The sequence below is a fragment of the Microcoleus sp. Pol14D4 genome (assembly GCF_036701245.1).
GTDB lineage: Bacteria > Cyanobacteriota > Cyanobacteriia > Cyanobacteriales > Microcoleaceae > Microcoleus.
On the sequence record NZ_JAUBQM010000059.1, the window covers coordinates 25502 to 42390 of the forward strand.

Annotated in this window: 11 protein-coding genes and 1 pseudogene; 11 read left to right on the plus strand and 1 reads right to left on the minus strand. The window is 46.5% G+C overall.

What is annotated here, in order from left to right; translation table 11 throughout:
- Positions 1-38: 38 nt before the first annotated feature.
- The 6 genes and pseudogenes from uvrA (at position 39) to QUA33_RS19765 (ending at position 5570) form a co-directional block, all read left to right on the plus strand.
- Positions 39-2999 carry an excinuclease ABC subunit UvrA gene (uvrA, locus tag QUA33_RS19740; RefSeq protein ID WP_333150462.1) on the plus strand — a complete coding sequence of 987 codons (2961 nt, stop codon included), beginning with the start codon at positions 39-41 and terminating at the stop codon, positions 2997-2999.
- Between the two features lie 182 nt (positions 3000-3181).
- Complete coding sequence (locus tag QUA33_RS19745) at positions 3182-4024, plus strand: hypothetical protein (RefSeq protein ID WP_333150464.1); 843 nt, start codon at positions 3182-3184, stop codon at positions 4022-4024.
- A gap of 57 nt (positions 4025-4081) precedes the next feature.
- Positions 4082-4461, plus strand: a pseudogene (locus tag QUA33_RS19750) (element excision factor XisH family protein).
- A complete protein-coding gene (locus QUA33_RS19755) occupies positions 4449-4769 on the plus strand; it encodes a XisI protein (RefSeq protein WP_333150466.1) in 321 nt (106 codons plus the stop codon). The pseudogene QUA33_RS19750 and the gene QUA33_RS19755 overlap by 13 nt, the downstream one beginning before the upstream one ends.
- A 115-nt stretch (positions 4770-4884) precedes the next feature.
- Positions 4885-5178 (plus strand): type II toxin-antitoxin system HigB family toxin, encoded by a 294-nt coding sequence (locus QUA33_RS19760; RefSeq protein ID WP_333150468.1) that lies wholly within the window; start codon positions 4885-4887, stop codon positions 5176-5178.
- A gap of 14 nt (positions 5179-5192) precedes the next feature.
- On the plus strand, positions 5193-5570 hold the full coding sequence (locus QUA33_RS19765) for a transcriptional regulator (protein WP_333150470.1): 378 nt from the start codon (positions 5193-5195) through the stop codon (positions 5568-5570).
- A 91-nt stretch (positions 5571-5661) separates the two neighbouring features.
- On the opposite strand, the gene QUA33_RS19770 is transcribed toward QUA33_RS19765, so the two are convergent.
- Positions 5662-6156 carry a GAF domain-containing protein gene (locus QUA33_RS19770; RefSeq protein WP_333150472.1) on the minus strand — a complete coding sequence of 165 codons (495 nt, stop codon included), beginning with the start codon at positions 6154-6156 and terminating at the stop codon, positions 5662-5664.
- Positions 6157-6543: 387 nt separating this feature from the next.
- On the opposite strand from QUA33_RS19770, the gene QUA33_RS19775 reads away from it, so the two are divergent.
- The 5 genes from QUA33_RS19775 to QUA33_RS19795 all read left to right on the plus strand — a co-directional run bounded on the left by QUA33_RS19775 (position 6544) and on the right by QUA33_RS19795 (position 16750).
- A complete protein-coding gene (locus tag QUA33_RS19775) occupies positions 6544-7416 on the plus strand; it encodes an alpha/beta hydrolase (protein ID WP_333150474.1) in 873 nt (290 codons plus the stop codon).
- Positions 7417-7838: 422 nt separating this feature from the next.
- Positions 7839-9128, plus strand: coding sequence for a glycosyltransferase family 39 protein (locus QUA33_RS19780; protein WP_333150475.1), 1290 nt, complete (start codon positions 7839-7841; stop codon positions 9126-9128).
- Between the two features lie 118 nt (positions 9129-9246).
- A complete protein-coding gene (locus QUA33_RS19785) occupies positions 9247-9477 on the plus strand; it encodes a hypothetical protein (RefSeq protein WP_333150477.1) in 231 nt (76 codons plus the stop codon).
- Between the two features lie 122 nt (positions 9478-9599).
- On the plus strand, positions 9600-10706 hold the full coding sequence (locus tag QUA33_RS19790) for a hypothetical protein (protein WP_333150479.1): 1107 nt from the start codon (positions 9600-9602) through the stop codon (positions 10704-10706).
- 548 nt (positions 10707-11254) lie between these two features.
- On the plus strand, positions 11255-16750 hold the full coding sequence (locus QUA33_RS19795) for a response regulator (RefSeq protein WP_333150481.1): 5496 nt from the start codon (positions 11255-11257) through the stop codon (positions 16748-16750).
- Positions 16751-16889: the final 139 nt, after the last annotated feature.

A 16889-nucleotide genomic window follows, 5' to 3' on the forward strand; every position in this document is an offset into this window, starting at 1 on the left:
AGCGCTAAGATGGTTAAGCACTGTTTTGCACTACTCTCATGTCCCAACGCGCCGAAACCTCAAACAGCCAGCCAAGTGCATCCCGCAACGGGCATAATGTGACGAATTCTCACTCTAACAACCAAAATACGATTCGGGTTCGCGGTGCGAGACAGCACAACCTGAAAAATATCGATCTGGAACTGCCGCGCGATCGACTGATAGTTTTTACTGGCGTCTCGGGTTCTGGTAAGTCTTCCCTCGCTTTCGATACAATTTTTGCCGAGGGACAGCGCCGCTACGTCGAGTCTCTCAGCGCCTACGCGCGCCAGTTTTTGGGACAGTTGGACAAACCGGATGTGGACGCGATCGAGGGGTTGAGTCCGGCTATTTCGATCGACCAAAAGTCAACTTCTCACAACCCGCGATCGACTGTTGGCACTGTTACAGAAATTTACGATTATCTCAGATTGCTCTACGGCAGAGCCGGCGAACCGCACTGTCCGATTTGCGATCGCTGCATTGCGCCCCAAACAATTGATGAAATGTGCGATCGAGTCATGGCACTTCCAGACGGCACTCGCTTTCACCTTCTGGCACCAGTTGTGCGCGGAAAAAAAGGCACTCACCGCAAATTATTGTCGAGTTTAGCTGCGGAAGGATTTATTCGCGTCAAAGTTAACGGAGAAATTTTAGAACTTTCGGAAAATATCGAATTAGATAAAAATCATACGCACAATATCGAGATAGTTGTCGATCGGTTAATTAAAAAACCCGGTTTAGAAGAACGTTTAGTTGATTCTCTGGCAACTTGTTTGCGCCATTCTGAGGGAATTGCGATCATTGAAGAGTTACCGACTGATGAAAATTCCCAACCACAGGGGCCGATCGTATTTTCCGAAAACTTTGCTTGTCCCGAACACGGCGCAGTAATGGAGGAACTTTCACCCAGGTTATTTTCGTTTAATTCGCCCTACGGCGCGTGCCAGAACTGCCACGGTTTGGGGAGTTTGCGGACTTTTGCGCCGGAGTTGGTAGTTCCCGACGAGAAAGCGCCTCTTTATTGTGCGATCGCACCTTGGTCAGACAAAGACAATTCCTATTATCTCTCTTTGCTTTGCAGTATTGCTGATACTTGCGGGTTTGATATCGACACTCCTTGGTATCGATTAAAGCCCGAACACCAGCGGGTAATTTTGTACGGCAATGAGTCCAAGCGCAGCGCCGAAGGTAAAAAGCGCGACGGCAGCACTGATTTGAGGAGAGATTTTAATGGCGTGATTGCCATGTTGCAGCGCCAGTATGACGATACTGGTTCTGATTTGATAAAACAGAAGTTGGAACAGTATCGGGTCGATCGCTCTTGCGAGGTTTGTCACGGCAAACGCTTGAAACCCGAGGCACTTTCGGTGCGGTTGGGACAGTACGGAATTGTGGATTTAACCAGTATTTCGATACGCGAATGTCGCGAACGAGTAAATAATTTGGGATTGAGCGATCGGCAATTCCAAATATCCGATTTAGCCCTGAGAGAAATCAAAGCAAGGCTGCAATTTTTGCTTGATGTCGGGTTAGATTACCTGACTTTAGACCGCGCCGCAATGACACTTTCTGGCGGAGAAGCCCAGCGAATTCGGCTAGCGACTCAAATCGGTTCTGGTTTGACTGGTGTTCTCTACGTTTTGGACGAACCGAGTATCGGACTGCACCAAAGAGACAACTTTCGCCTGCTGCAAACCTTAACAAAATTGCGCGATTTAGGCAATACTTTGATAGTCGTAGAACACGATGAAGAAACCATGCGAGCGGCCGACCATATTGTCGATATCGGGCCCGGTGCTGGCGTGCACGGCGGCAAAATCATCTCGGAAGGAAGTTTAGAAAATTTGCTAAGGGCAGAGGAATCTTTGACTGGTGCTTATTTGTCGGGAAAACGAGTAATTGAAACCCCTAATGAAAGAAGAAAAGGCAACGGCAAAGCTCTCTCAATCATAAATGCGACGCGCAACAATTTAAAAAATATCGATGTGGAAATTCCTCTCGGAAAACTCGTCTGCGTGACGGGAGTTTCCGGTTCGGGAAAATCAACTTTAATCAATGAATTGCTGTACCCGTCGCTGCAACATTATATCACCAAAAAAGTTCCTTTACCACCCGATATGGAGGCCCTAAAAACTAAAGGGGAACGCTCTCTAGAGGATGTGGTTGATAAGGTAATTGTTATCGATCAATCTCCCATCGGCCGCACTCCGCGTTCTAATCCCGCTACTTACACGGGAGTTTTTGATGTAATTCGGGATTTGTTTGCCGAAAGCATTGAAGCGAAGGCAAGAGGTTACAAAGCGGGGCAGTTTTCTTTTAACGTGAAAGGGGGAAGGTGCGAAGCTTGCGGCGGGCAAGGCGTGAACGTGATTTCGATGAATTTTCTGCCGGATGTTTACGTGCAGTGTGAGGTTTGCAAAGGTGCACGGTACAACCGGGAAACCCTGCAAGTTAAGTACAAAGGCAAGTCGATTTCTGATGTTTTGAACATGACCGTAGAGGAATCTTTGGAAATGTTTAAAAATATTCCCAGGGCGGGCGCTAGACTGCAAACTTTGGTTGATGTTGGTTTGGGTTACATTCAGTTGGGACAGCCGGCGCCGACGCTTTCTGGAGGCGAAGCGCAGCGGGTAAAATTGGCAACAGAACTGTCGCGCCGCGCTACTGGGAAGACGCTTTATTTGATCGATGAACCGACGACGGGTTTGTCGTTTTATGATGTTCACCATTTGTTAAATGTGCTGCAAAGATTGGTGGATAAGGGGAATTCAATTTTGGTAATCGAACACAATTTAGATGTGATTCGGTGCTGCGATTGGGCGATCGATTTGGGGCCTGAAGGGGGAGATAAGGGCGGCGAAATTATTGTGGCGGGGACGCCGGAGGATGTGGCGGCAAATCAGAGGTCTTATACTGGCAAGTATTTGCAAGCGGTTTTGCAGCAGCATCCTTTAGGGGAGGCTGTAGCTGTTAGTTAATACTAACAGGAATTACGCAATTCTCATAATTAGTAAGGTGCGTCAGATATTTAAACCTTCAATAATCGTTTAAGAAACTCACCTGACGCACCCTACAATTAAAATACGTCGTATAATTGATAGAATATAGGTGCGAATCCTTCGCCCTTCCGGATATATTGACAAAATTGGGATAATCGTTCATGAGTCGGAAATACTTTTCTCATCGTAAAAATCATGATGCGAGTCGCCTCGATCTACCCATGCTCGTTAACCTTTTCAAAACTGTTTACCTTGATTTTCTAAAGAACGATTATTTTTATGAAAAGTCGGGAGCTGTCCCAGGCAAGCTAGGTGCTGATATAGAAGCACAAATGTTTATCAAGCTCAGGAAATCTGACTTATGGCCAATTGAGGAAAAATGTAATAATTATTTAGAGGATGACTTGTTTGATGTCATCGAGTTTCTTTACGATTGTGTTTCTGAGCCGATTCATCGATACGATGAATGGAGTAATCATGGAGATTCTTATGACACCTTCGATAGGGAGACTGGTAAGCAAGAATTTAGAGATAGAATTAATCAGCTCTTGTGTGACTATAGAGAGGGATATGAACTCTCCGAAAATGGTCAAATTCTAGAATCTCCAGAGCAAGGATTGGAGGACTTAGTTCTTGCAAACTTGCCTCTCCACGAACCTGAAAATGTTGAGCAGCGAGTTGAATCCGCCATTCTTAAATTTAGACGTTCTCGCTCATCTCTAGATGAAAAGCGTGATGCAGTTCGAGACTTAGCTGATGTTCTTGAGTTTCTGAAGCCTCAAATTAAGGAAGTAAAATTAAACGAAGCCGATAGGGCTTTATTTAATATAGCCAAGGACGATTTATTTAAAATAGCTAATAACTATGGAATACGACACCACAATAAAAAGCAACAGCAGGATTATGACAAAGCCATTTGGTATAATTGGATGTTCTATTACTCTCTGGCAACGATACACGCTTGGGTAAGGCTAATTAAAAAGGATGAAAGCCAGTCACCATAAGCGCTAGGGGTAACAGTTTATGGCAGCGGACGAGCAAAAACCACTGGTGATGAATTCATCGCCCTACAAAAAGATGGCTGGAAGATTACCCACGATCCCTACCAGTTACGCTATGGTGTTGCTGATGTCTACATCGATCTTGCAGCCGAAGAAGCGATCGCCGCTGAAAAAGAAGGACGTAAAATAGCTGTAGAAGTCAAAAGTTTCGCAGGTGGCTCTACCATTTCTGAATTCCACACCGCCCTCGGTCAATTCCTCAACTATCGGGTTGCCATCGAAGTCTCTAGCGAACCCGAACGTATGCTTTATCTGGCAGTGCCCACTGATACCAAATGTTTTTCAGATTTGAACCCGCAAAAACAGTCATCGAACGTTATGAAATCCGACTAATTATTTACAATCCAACTCGTGAGGCGATCGACCAATGGATAGACTAAACGAATACCGCAAAATTGTTTGTGACTTTCTCGAAGACTTTTCTAAAAATGACGCAAATGCTCAGCTCATATTCGATTTCGCCCGCGATCGATACCTCGTTATGCACAACGAATGGCGCGACGAATATCGCATCTATGGGTGTGCCATGCAGCTCGATATCATCGAACATCAAATCTGGATTCAACACAACAGTACCGAAATCTACATCGATCGAGAACTGATTCAACGTGGCGTGTCTCCTCAAGATATCATTCTTGGGTTTCGCTCCCCCAGCATCCGAAAACTCCTTGCCACCAACTCTTCCTAGAGATAAAGATTCTGTGATAAAATGATGAGATAGCACGTTATTCTTTGCCCTATGAGAAAGGCAGAACCGATATTTCAATTGTCTCGTGTTTCGGGAGTTCCAGTCACAAAGTTCTATGCGTATTTTGTCCCGCAGCACCTTGCGAAACTTCTGGGAAACTCATCCAGATGCCTCAGAAGCACTACAAACTTGGTACTACGAAGCGTCTCACGCCAATTGGCAGAGTCCAGTCGATGTTAAGTCCGCTCATCGTAATGCCAGCATCATTGCAAACAATCGTGTTGTGTTTAACATCAAAGGCAATTCCTATCGGCTGATTGTTGCCATTCGTTATGACATCGGCATTATTTTTATCCGCTTTATTGGCACTCATGCCGAGTATGACAAGATAGATGCAGAAACAATCTAAACAGAAATTGATATATGGAAATACGTCCAATTAGAAGCCAAACTGACTATCAGGAAGCCCTTCGAGAGGTTGAGTTGCTGTTTAATGCACCTCCTAATACACCTGACTCCGATCGCCTAGATGTGCTCAGTACCCTAGTAGAAGCTTACGAGAAGGCACACTTTCCGATCGCAATACCCGATCCCATTGCAGCCATTCAATACTACATGGACGCCCGCGGATGGTCTGGTAGCGATTTGGAACAATGTATTGGCAGTCGAGTTAAAGTTTCTGAGATATTATCTCGCAAACGATCCTTGACTCTGGAAATGATTCGGAAGCTGAATCAAGAGTTAGGAATTCCCGCTGAGATTCTCATCCAGCCCTATGAGTCGCTACAAACCTCCGCCTAACAATAGAACACCATATTTTGGTTGGTTGGTAATTTTCCATTGCACAGACAATGCACCCCAACTGTCACAAAGCCTGATTTTGGATGAAAGATTAACTATCTTGAATTGTCGGAGACATTGCAATATTTTGTGCTTGTTGCTGCATAAATTCAATGTCCGATCGCGACCAAGTGCGGGGCCCGCTGCACTGATGAGCAATTAACAGCCCCCACAGTCCTTTGTTCGTTAAAATTGGCACGACTAAATTGGCGCGAACTTTCAGGCTACGCAGAAAATCTCGGTGGCATGGGTTAATTGCTTCTACTTCAATATCTGCAATTGCTTTAACTCTGCCGGCTTCGTACAAAGCAGCGTATTCGCCATTAAAACAATCATCTGGCCCCGTTGAACCCAAGATTGAGAGTTCGATCGCACTCAACATCTCGTAAGTCACTCGACCTTGCCACCGTCTGTAAAAATAGTACAGTAAGGCGCGATCGCTCTGCAAAACTTCTCGAATGTCGTAGAGGGATTTTTCAACTAATACATCGCGCTTTAGACGATCTGTCAAGCGGTTAACAATGTTTTGCAGCCGATCGCCCGACATAGTATTAACTCCTTTAATTCCTAGTACACTCGCCCGATCTTAATTATTGAACTTGCACAATCACCATACCTCAAATTGTTGCGCCTCTGGATTTTCTCGCGCTCGAAAATGAGTAATTTTTGGCTTAACAGTTGTCTGGATGCCAGCAACATTATACTATTATTTTGACAGAGATAGCAATCTTTTTGGGAAACGGGCAATGGCGTCGGGCCCCGCCAGCTACGGCTTTTTTTGCGCGAAGAACCACCGACGGGACGCCTGTTCCACAAATGAAGAGAAAAGGAAGAGTTTACAAGTGCTGGGATAATTGCTAGATATGCCTAAAGTTGGTTCCTCTGAAACAGAGGAACTGCTAAGCTATCTCGAAAGCTAGAGGAAGCATCAAATATGTCTGTGCTAAAAGCTGCTTGGAAACACGAATTTATCGCTACGAACGGCATCAAACTGCACTATGTCACTCAAGGTTCTGGGCCGCTGATGCTGATGCTGCACGGATTTCCTGAATTTTGGTATTCTTGGCGGCATCAAATCCCAGAATTTGCATCAGATTATAAAGTAGTCGCTGTAGATCTCAGGGGTTACAACGACAGCGACAAACCTCACGATCAATCTGCTTACGTGATGGCAGAGTTTGTGCAAGATGTCAAGGGCATTATTCAGGGTTTGGGATACGAAAGTTGCGTCTTAGTTGGTCACGACTGGGGAGGCGCGATCGCCTGGAATTTTGCTTATGCTTATCCCCAAATGGTGGATAAATTCATTGTGATGAATCTACCGCATCCTGCCAAGTTTGCTGAAGGGTTACGCACTCCCCAACAATTGTTGAAAAGTTGGTACATCTTTTTGTTTCAGTTGCCAGTTTTGCCGGAGTTGTTAATTCAGTGGGACGACTATCAGGCAATTTCTGCTGCTTTGGAAGGTATGGCCGTTAACAAAAACACCTTTAGCCCCTCAGATATCGAAGCTTACAAAGATGCGGCTGCCAAACGGGGCGCTCTGACTGCTACTATCAATTATTACCGCAATATTGCTCGCGGATTTGTCGATCGCCAGAATTGGAGCGTGCTGCAAGTTCCGACGCTGATGATTTGGGGAGAAAATGATGCCGCCCTCGGCAAAGAGTTAACCTATGGAACCGCAGATTACGTCCGGGATTTTCAGATTCATTACATTCCTAATTGCAGCCACTTGGTGCAGCAGGAACAGCCGCAGTTAGTGAATCGGTACATGAGAGATTTTTTGGCAAGTAAGTTTATTTAATATCATATCCAGTTTGATCGGAATGCTACTGAGCCGGCGAGTAGGAAGATCGCGATTCACTCAAAAAATTATTATTCCCATGCCAGCAGAAACGTTCACCGACTGCTGATTCCCTCCGTCGTGCGCCCGCTCATTTCCCAGGGCTGAATGCGGTAGATTGCGATGACCTCCGCACGCCCCAGCGAGTCAGTCCAGGTGCGATTGATGGCGGGCGAAAGTGTGGGGTTGTGTTCTTTGACCAATTGCATCGCGCGATGTCTGGATGTTGCGTAAGGCTTTCTGCTCGCTCGTTCACATTAAATATAATCCGTGGGATAAAAACATGAATTCTCGCTAAAGATGGAAGCTGGAATGATATAATTTATGACATTCTCAACCTAAAAAATTGGGAGCAGCCCATCAAATCTTCGTAGTCGGTTTTTATGACACCAGACATCTTGGCAGCGCAGCAGCAAAGAAATCACCGCATAATTGTCTCGGCACTCATTTGTCTGACGCTGCTGGGACTGGCATTGCGCCTTTATTTGGCGTGGCGCACCAACCAAACTCTCCCCGATACCCCTGCCCGTCTGACGGGCGACGAACCGGGCTATGAGGGTTTGGCATACTGGTTGTTAAAAGGTCATTTTTTTGAGTGGCCGGGCAGGACACCAATTTATCCATTTTTTGTGGCTGGATGCTATGCAATTTTTGGTCGTTCTCCCGCATCTGTAGTCTACGTACAAGCTTTTTTGGGGGCGACAATCATCCCGCTAACTTTTATCCTAGCACGGCGTTTTACTGGCCCTCAAAGTTCCTTAGTAGCGGCTGGATTAGTTGCGCTGCATCCCTCCCTCATTTTTCATGTCAGCCGGGTGCAAACAGAGGTTTTATACACGCCTTTAATACTTTTAACAGTGCTGGGCCTGTTGCGGGCATTGGAACAGCCGCAGTGGCAAAATTTTTCATTAGCAGGTGCGCTGTTGGCAATTACGAATCTTTGTCGGCCGACAGCGATGTTGCTTCCAGCAATTGTGCCACTATTGATGCCGCGCCAATGGCATTTTAAGCGCAAGATAGCTTTGTTTCTTGCTTATTTGGGCGCAATTATCATCATTACCGCACCTTGGACTTACCACAATTATCGAACACACAAAACTTTTTTGCTTTACAGCGTTTCTACGGCGCTACTGTGGCAAGGAAGTCCAGAGTTTTATCATTTGGCTTATGAAAAACTGCCAAAACGTCATATTGTTCAGATTTGGGAGGAAGAACTCAATCCTGCTCGGAATGGGGGACACGATGCTTTTACAATTGAGGGCGATCGCTATTTTACCAAACGGGCGATCGCTTCAATCCTCCGCGAGCCTGCTGTCTATCTCTGGTATTGTTTGCAAAAGGCAGTTTTTTTCTGGTTGGGAAACCCTATAAGTGACTTGCCTTATCACGCTATGTTTAATGTGGAAGCAATGCGGTCATTCTCGCCGCAAGGGATGGTCGGCATTTTAGCGTCGCGAAATTTGCCTGTATTTGCTGCTTTGGGCATGATAGTTTTACGGCATCGCTGGCGGGAGTTTTTGCCACTGTTGCTAGTCTGTGCCTATTTTACTGTGATTCATGCGCTCACTTATGCAGAAGTTCGCTACAGCCAGCCGCTGCACCCGATTTTGGCGGTCGTAATTGCTACGGCGGCGGGAGAACTTCAGCGTCGCTTGAAGTTAATTAGTCAGTAGGTATTAGGCAGTTTGTCATGAGTTATTAACCCAGTGTTCTCAAAAATAATTATTCGGAATTTTACCATCGCCATTTTAAGGGCTCTTGGCATAGGGTTGTTCAGCGTCACGACCACTTTTGCTCAAAACATCGAAACAGTTAAATTTTCCGGTACTGCTGCGGGTTGTTAGCACTCGTTACATCGGTGCAGTCGAGGGCAATATCAATTTCGACATCAAAGATTTGCAAGATTTGGGAATTAATACTTACCGCATTTACGGCGGGATGTCGCGGTGGGAAGCTGAAGACGACGACGGTAAATACGGTTGGCCATCTCTTGACGAAATTAAGACAAATCCAAATATATAGCAATCCTTGCAGGAGTCGTAAATTTTTTACCCCACCCCAGCCCTCCCCTTAGTAAGGGGAGGGAGTAAGAAATTCACAAATGATTTAGCATCGCTATAATTAATTGGGCGCATTGGGATCAGATGATGACTAATCCGCCCCAGGGTAGCGATTATTGGTGGTCGGGACAACCCGATAGGGTTTGGCAAGGCAATGCCAAAACTATTTTTAATAGTCTCAAACAAGCAAATATTCGCCCGGTTGTCAGTATTCGGAATGTTGATAATGACTGGAATCCGAGTTGGGCGCTGCAACTGAATCCGCCGCGCACAGGAGAAGATTGGAATGAGTGGTGGGAACGCGTTTTTGCTACGGTTTATTGGCTGAATGTTCGCAATGATTACCGCGTTGATGATTGGGAAATTCACAACGAACCGGACAATCGCGCTCAGGGTTGGGGCGGAACTAAGGCTGACTATTTTGAATTGGTTAAGGTGGCAAAAGATGCGATCGACTTTGTTTACCAAACTTATTTACCTTGGCGCACTTACCGTATCCACGGCCCGAAAACCGTAGGCGGCAGCAATTGGCCTGCTAGTGCTTTGCAGGAAATACCGAATTATTTCGATACAGTCAATGTCCACAACTACGATGCAGATATTTCTAATTACACCCGCAAAGTGCGCGGCTGGATGAACGGTACTGTCCGCGCTAACTCGCAGCTTTGGGTAGGAGAATGGGGAACCTACGAGATTAGCTACGGCGATTTATCTTTAGCTTTAAATTTGATTAAGAATCTGATTCGAGGTTCCCAACTGGGGGATAATTATACTGACAGTAATCACATATTCTGTCTGTACGACTGGGGAAAGCCGGGACTGGGGGAAGGTTGGCTAGGGGACGGGGGGAAACGGCGCGCGGGCTACTATGCTTTGCGGATGGTAATTAGGACTTGGCAGGGCGGGAGATCTAGCTTTTTTCCTATTACTAACAGTTCGGATTTAATTGCAGTTGCAACTCTTGATGCTAGCAAGAATGTTTACTTGCTGGTTGTCAATGACCGAGCAACATCTTACACTGTTAATGCTGATATTTCGGAGCTGATAAAAACTGGTAATGGCACGGTGCGGGAGTTCAGTTCTAAAACAATGGATGAGGTTGTTAGTAACTTAAGGCTGAAGGGCGGAAATGCGAGTTTTGCACTGGCTGGGAACACCGCTATTCTCATCAAGTTCGATCGCCAGAATTGAAGCTCAAATCCTCTGGGTCATAATTGGGATAAGATAGAATTAGTTATACTCAGAATTATTTATTTTCTGCCTGTTTAGCCCTAGAACCCTGAAACCCTGGAACCCTGGAACCCCTAATTGCACAGTTGCCATACCTAAGTCGTCCTGTTGTGATTCCCCTCCTGTCGCTGGTAAATTGGTAGCGTGCAGGTATCTTGCCTCAAACAGAATGCGAGCGAGAGTTCCGTTGAGGGGCAGAAAGTAGGGCGCAGTCTAGACAATCGCAGAAATTCTTGCTCGTAAACCTGCAGCAGTTAGGCTAGGCGAGGAATTACCCGCCTGCCTTCATCTAACCCTCTGGCAGATAGCATTGGTTCTGAAAGTCAGAAGCCGTCAATTATCAGGATATGGCACGGAATTAATTTTAAATGCCAAGATGCTGGAAGTAGGGGTGAGTTTAATCGTACAGAAACTTTGAGCGCGCTTGGAAATCTCGCGGGCAAAGCCTCTCAATCAATCTGCTGCTTGCGATCGGGTTTTTCCAACAAATATCACTTTTATGCCCCCTGATGTTTATTCCCTCCCTCAGTCAGGTCATCAACCGCAATCCCCTCACCGTCACCCCTGAGACGCCCGTAGAAAAGGCGATCGAGCTGATGAGTAGCACAGGAGCCAGTTACGTCCTCGTGGTAGAACCGCGCGGGCATTCTCAACTCGGAAATCCCACGAACGGCACTTCCCTACAATTGCGGGAACAGTCGGGTTTCTACAACGGTGTACCGCGTGCGGTACAGGCAGGAGGCAACGGGCTGCGTCTCAACGGCTCAAAGGCTCCCTATGCGGGTGGGCAGACAGTGCTGGGGATTTTTACAGCGCGAGATATCGTACAGCTAAATTCGATCGGCGCTGCTTTGAGGGGATTTGCGATCGAGCAAATCATGATCAGAACCGTAACTGTAGCCCGAGAATCGGAAATTCCCGACTTTTTTGCCTTAGCAAATCTGCTAGAGAAAAATCAGATCGGCCATTTGCCCGTAGTCAGCGACACTGAAGAACTTGTCGGTTTAATTAGCTCTCAAAGCTTGGTGCAAATGTTGCAGGGAATTGGGGAATCGACACCAAAAGCAATTAGCAGCGCTTCGCCACCTGCGGCTTTCGCGTTCCCTCCGCCGCTGCCAATTCTGAATCAGAAATTAGAGCTACCCGCAAGTTTAATTAAACTTTATCAAATCCCTCAAATCGCAGGATCGCGAATAATTCACGCTCCTTCTAATTCTTCGGTTCGCTATTTGGCGCAACTGATGTTTAGACACAATGTTAGTTATGTATTAATCACTGAAACCCCCGATCAACACTCGACTGGTGCTGCTCATAATTCCAAATTTACAAATCCCAACCTTCACAAACTGGTTGGGGTGGTAAGTTCGCGGGATATTGTACAGTTGCAGGCGCTGGGAAGAGACTCTAACAAAATTAAAGCCGGAGCAATTTGCAGCAGTTCGCCGCCGCTGGTGCGATCGCACTCTACCCTCGAAGCAGCCGTCGCGCTGCTGCAAAAACACTACTGCCAGTTGCCTTTATTAGTCATCAACGAAACAAATCACCCGATCGGGATTATCAATCCTAAAACTATCCTTTTACAAGCGCTTGATTCAAAATCTCTGCATTCTGGCTTGATCGCTTTGCAGCGCCAGCTAGAATCTAGCAACGCTCAATACAAAAAACTCTCTGCAGAAATACAGCGGACAGCAGCAAATAGCCACGAGGTGGCTGAAATTTCTCACCACAGTTTCGTAGAGCGGTCAAATCTCCCCCCTGCAGTCAACAATCAGGGGATTTGGGACTGGAATCTCGAAACAGATGAGTTTTTTTATTCGGCGCGGTGGCAAGAAATGCTGGGCTACCAAGAAGGGGAAATCTCGAATCGCCGATCGGAATGGTGGAGTCGCATCCACCGAGATGATATTGACTCCGTAAAGGCAGCTTTAGAAGAACACTTCGCCCAAAAGACACCGGATTTTGCAGCAGAATATCGGATGTACTGTAAAGACGGCAGCACTGTCTGGGTGCTGAACCGGGGTCAAGTTTTACGCAGCGCTACCGGCAAACCGCTGCGGGTAGTAGGAACTCATACAGATATTACTCTAAACAAGGAGTTTGAAGTCAAAAACCGCGATCGCGATCGAGAACAATTCCATCTATTTGACTCTTTGAAAGCAACAGTAATTTTCCACATAGATGCGGCGGGAGTTTGGAAATTTCTCAACCGCGCTTGGACGGAAATTACGAATTTTTCGGTTTCCGAAAGTTTGCAAACAAATTTTTTAGAGTGGGTGCATCCAGATGAGCGCGAGCAATGTGCAAATTTATTGGAGTCTTTGCTGTCAGGGAAGTCGGAATTTGAACGACGAGAACTGCGATTTAAGTCCAAGTCGGTTTCGGGTAAAAACTCCTTGGGAATTCACAGTAATTCCGGCTTTGTTTCCGTGGAACTATTTGCCCAAGTCCGGCGGAATTCCCAAGGTGAAATAGCGGGAATTTTCGGGACTTTGCACGATGTCTGCAACCGCCTCGAAGGAGTTGAGGAACTGCGGGAAAGTGAGCGGGCAATTCGATCGCTCTACGAGGTAATGGTGAGCTCGGAAGGCTCTTTTGACGATCGAACGATCCGGTTGCTGGCAATGGGCTGTAGTCAGTTTGGGATGGATATCGGGCTGTTGGGCAGGGTTTTGGGCGATCGCTACGAAGTGATTGCTGCTTATGTACCGGAAGATTTTCCGTTTGGATTTGCTAAAGGAGACGGTTTTGCTTTGAGCAGAACCTTTGAGCGAGAGGTTTTGCGATCGAGCGAACCTATTTCTGTTGAATCAGCCGGCACTACTCAGTGGCGCAACCACCCTGCTTACAGCGTCCGCAAGTTGGAGGCTTTTGTGGGGACGAGGGTAATGGTGCAAGGGCGAATTTTTGGCACTTTGAGCTTTACTTCCCGCACCACTAAATCTCCTTTTAAACCGCTGAATTTTGAAATTTTAAAGTTGATGGGCAATTACATCGGCGCAGAAATTGCCCGCGAAGAGCGAGAGCGAACTTTGCAACGTCAGTACCAGCGCGTTTTACTACTCAAACAAATTACTCAAAAAGTGCGATCGACCTTAGACACTCAAGAAATTTTTCAAACTACCGCCACCCAAATCGGCCGCGTATTTGGTGTCAATCGCTGTACAATTCACACCTATCTTTCCGAACCTTATCCCCACCTTCCTTGCGTCGCGGAATACTTAGAACCCGGCCACGAATCGGCTTTAGATTTAGAACTTTCTGTCACTTATAACCCCTACACAGAAAAACTCCTCGCTGAAGATATCGCCCTGGCATCTCCCGATGTGTTTGCAGATCCTTTGCTCGAATCTTCGGGGCCGATGTGCCGCCGCATCGGATTAAAATCTATGTTGGCTGTTCGCACTTCCTATCAAGGCGAACCGAATGGAATTATTACTTTGCACCAGTGCGACGCTACTCGCCAGTGGAATCCCGACGAAATAGAACTGTTAGAAGATGTTGCCGCTCAAGTTGGAATTACCTTAGCTCAAGCACAACTTTTAGAAACGGAAGTTCAGCGACAGCGACAGTTAGCAGAGCAAAATGAAGCTTTGGATCAAGCACGACAAGCGGCGGAAGTTGCTAATAGAGCTAAGAGCGAATTTTTAGCGACTATGAGTCACGAAATCCGCACTCCGATGAATGCGGTCATCGGGATGACGGGCTTGCTACTGGATATGGAACTAACTCCTGAACAGCGGGATTTTGTGGAGACAATTCGTACCAGCGGCGATGCTTTGCTGACTATTATTAACGATATTCTCGACTTTTCCAAGATTGAATCGGGAAAATTGGATTTGGAACGCAGTCCCTTCGAGCTGCAAAACTGTATAGAAGAATCTCTGGAATTATTGGCTCCTAGAGCCTCAGAAAAAGGTTTAGAGCTGGCTTACTTTATTGATGATTCTGTTCCGAAAAACATTTTAGGAGATGTCACGAGGTTGCGCCAAATTTTGGTAAATCTACTGGGCAATGCAGTTAAGTTTACAGAATCGGGAGAAATTGTGGTGTGCTGTACGGCTAGGAAAATTGAACAGGTAGCTGCTAATAGTTCGCCGGAAAGAATTAATATTCTAGAGCCGCAACCGCTAGCAATTAACCAGGGAGAGTTGGCACGTAGCAGACAATACGAGATTCAATTTGCTGTCCAAGATACGGGAATTGGCATTCCGCCAGACCGGATGGATCGCCTGTTTAAAGCTTTTTCGCAGGTGGATGCTTCGACAACGCGACATTACGGCGGGACGGGTTTGGGACTGGCTATCAGCCAGCGTTTGAGCGATATGATGGGCGGTACAATGTGGGTGGTCAGCCAGGTTACTCCGGGAAGTTCTAAGTCTCAACCGGCCGTTTCTGCGATCGGACAAAGTATCGCTGGAAGGTCGCCTGCAGAATTTACTCCGCCGTCGATATCGGGTTCGGGTTCGATTTTTTATTTCACGGTGACTGCTGAAGCGAATGACATCCGGGCTGAGGAAAAAAGACCCGAATTTGCTGCTGGTAAGCGCTTGTTAATTGTTGAGCATCATGCCATTAACCGGCAAGTTTTGATCCGTCAGGCAGAGTCTTGGGGAATGATACCCGTGGCTGTAACTTCGGGTGCTGAGGCTTTGGAAATCATCAAAGGAAATTCGCCGCTCGATTTAGCTATTTTGGCGATGAATCTACCAGATATGGACGGTGTGGCTTTGGCTGTGCAGATTCGGAAATTTGAGCTGAGCAATTTGTCGCGCGACGAAGGTCTAAATCCGGATGTCATCCAAGTTAAAAACCATCGTAAAATAGCACTACCTTTGGTGCTGTTTACTTATTTAAGTAAGGCGGAAGTTTGGAAAAAGCTTGAAACTACAGAAGTACATTTTTCTGCTTTTTTAACTAAGCCTTTAAAACAGTCCCAATTTTATAATGTGTTGTTGCAAGTTTTTGGATATGTTACTGGCAGAAGCGGCAGGGGAGAAGTTTCAAATGTGGTGACTTTGACTTCTGGATTGAAGTATTTTGAAAATTCTCAAGAACAGCACCGCGTGCAGCGGACGCCTGCTGTTTTGAGGCAGGTTGCGGCGAATTCTGCCGGACAGGATGCAGCTAATTCTAGTCAGATTCGGATTTTGCTGGCTGAGGACAATGTGGTGAATCAAAAAGTCGCTACGCATTTACTCGACAGGATAGGATATCGGGCTGATATTGCAGCTAATGGGTTGGAGGTTTTGGAGGCGCTGAAGCGGCAATCTTACGATGTTGTGCTGATGGATGTGCAGATGCCGAACATGGATGGGTTGGAAGCGACGCGCCGCATTTGTCAGGAATGGCCTGCTAACAAGAAGCCGAGAATTATTGCGATGACTGCTAATGCGATGCAGGGCGATCGCGAAAAGTGTCTGGAAGCAGGTATGGACGATTATATTACTAAGCCGGTACGCCGGGAAGAGTTGGCGATCGCCTTGAGCAAGTGCTCACCTCTGATTCGGGATGAATTGGATGCGGTTACTGAGCCAAACAATCAAGATATTTCTGATAAAGTTGACAGTGATGCTGCGGCATCTTCGAGCGTTGAACCGGGAGCTGATTCGCCGATTGATTTTCATATTTTGCAAAATCTCCGCGAGCTAGACGATGATGAAGACCCAGATTTTTTGGGGGAGCTGATTAAAATATATTTGGTAGACGCACCGCAACATTTAGAAACTATTAAGGAGGCTATTTTTCTGGGCGATGCTGATAGTTTGAAGCTGGCTTCTCACACGCTGAAGTCGAGCAGCGCCAATTTAGGAGCCGTGTCTTTTTCTGCTGTTTGCAAGGAATTGGAGTATATGGGCCGCGCGGCGGTTGAGTCTGGAGGGGAACAGGTTTTTGATGTGAGTACGGCGCGCGATCGCCTGTTGGAAGCTCAAGCGGAGTGGGAAAAGGTGCGGGCGGCTTTTGAGACGGAATTGGAAACGGGGAAGTTGCGATCGCAAATAGGGTAATTTGTTATATCAATTCCGGTTACACTCCTCCGGAATTGTTGACTGTTGACTGTGGACAGTTGCTGGGGGGGTGACAAAAAGGTCTACGAGATAGACTGTATAAGGGTTGCGGCCCGCATACCTTGTTGATAAAAGCGGC

Excerpts from the sequence above, each read along its gene's own strand:
- uvrA (WP_333150462.1), top strand. The coding sequence starts at position 39 with ATGTCCCAACGCGCCGAAACCTCAAACAGCCAGCCAAGTGCATCCCGC.
- QUA33_RS19745 (WP_333150464.1), top strand. The coding sequence starts at position 3,182 with ATGAGTCGGAAATACTTTTCTCATCGTAAAAATCATGATGCGAGTCGC.
- QUA33_RS19755 (WP_333150466.1), top strand. The coding sequence starts at position 4,449 with ATGGATAGACTAAACGAATACCGCAAAATTGTTTGTGACTTTCTCGAA.
- QUA33_RS19760 (WP_333150468.1), top strand. The coding sequence starts at position 4,885 with ATGCGTATTTTGTCCCGCAGCACCTTGCGAAACTTCTGGGAAACTCAT.
- QUA33_RS19765 (WP_333150470.1), top strand. The coding sequence starts at position 5,193 with ATGGAAATACGTCCAATTAGAAGCCAAACTGACTATCAGGAAGCCCTT.
- QUA33_RS19770 (WP_333150472.1), bottom strand. The coding sequence starts at position 6,156 with ATGTCGGGCGATCGGCTGCAAAACATTGTTAACCGCTTGACAGATCGT.
- QUA33_RS19775 (WP_333150474.1), top strand. The coding sequence starts at position 6,544 with ATGTCTGTGCTAAAAGCTGCTTGGAAACACGAATTTATCGCTACGAAC.
- QUA33_RS19780 (WP_333150475.1), top strand. The coding sequence starts at position 7,839 with ATGACACCAGACATCTTGGCAGCGCAGCAGCAAAGAAATCACCGCATA.
- QUA33_RS19790 (WP_333150479.1), top strand. The coding sequence starts at position 9,600 with ATGATGACTAATCCGCCCCAGGGTAGCGATTATTGGTGGTCGGGACAA.
- QUA33_RS19795 (WP_333150481.1), top strand. The coding sequence starts at position 11,255 with ATGTTTATTCCCTCCCTCAGTCAGGTCATCAACCGCAATCCCCTCACC.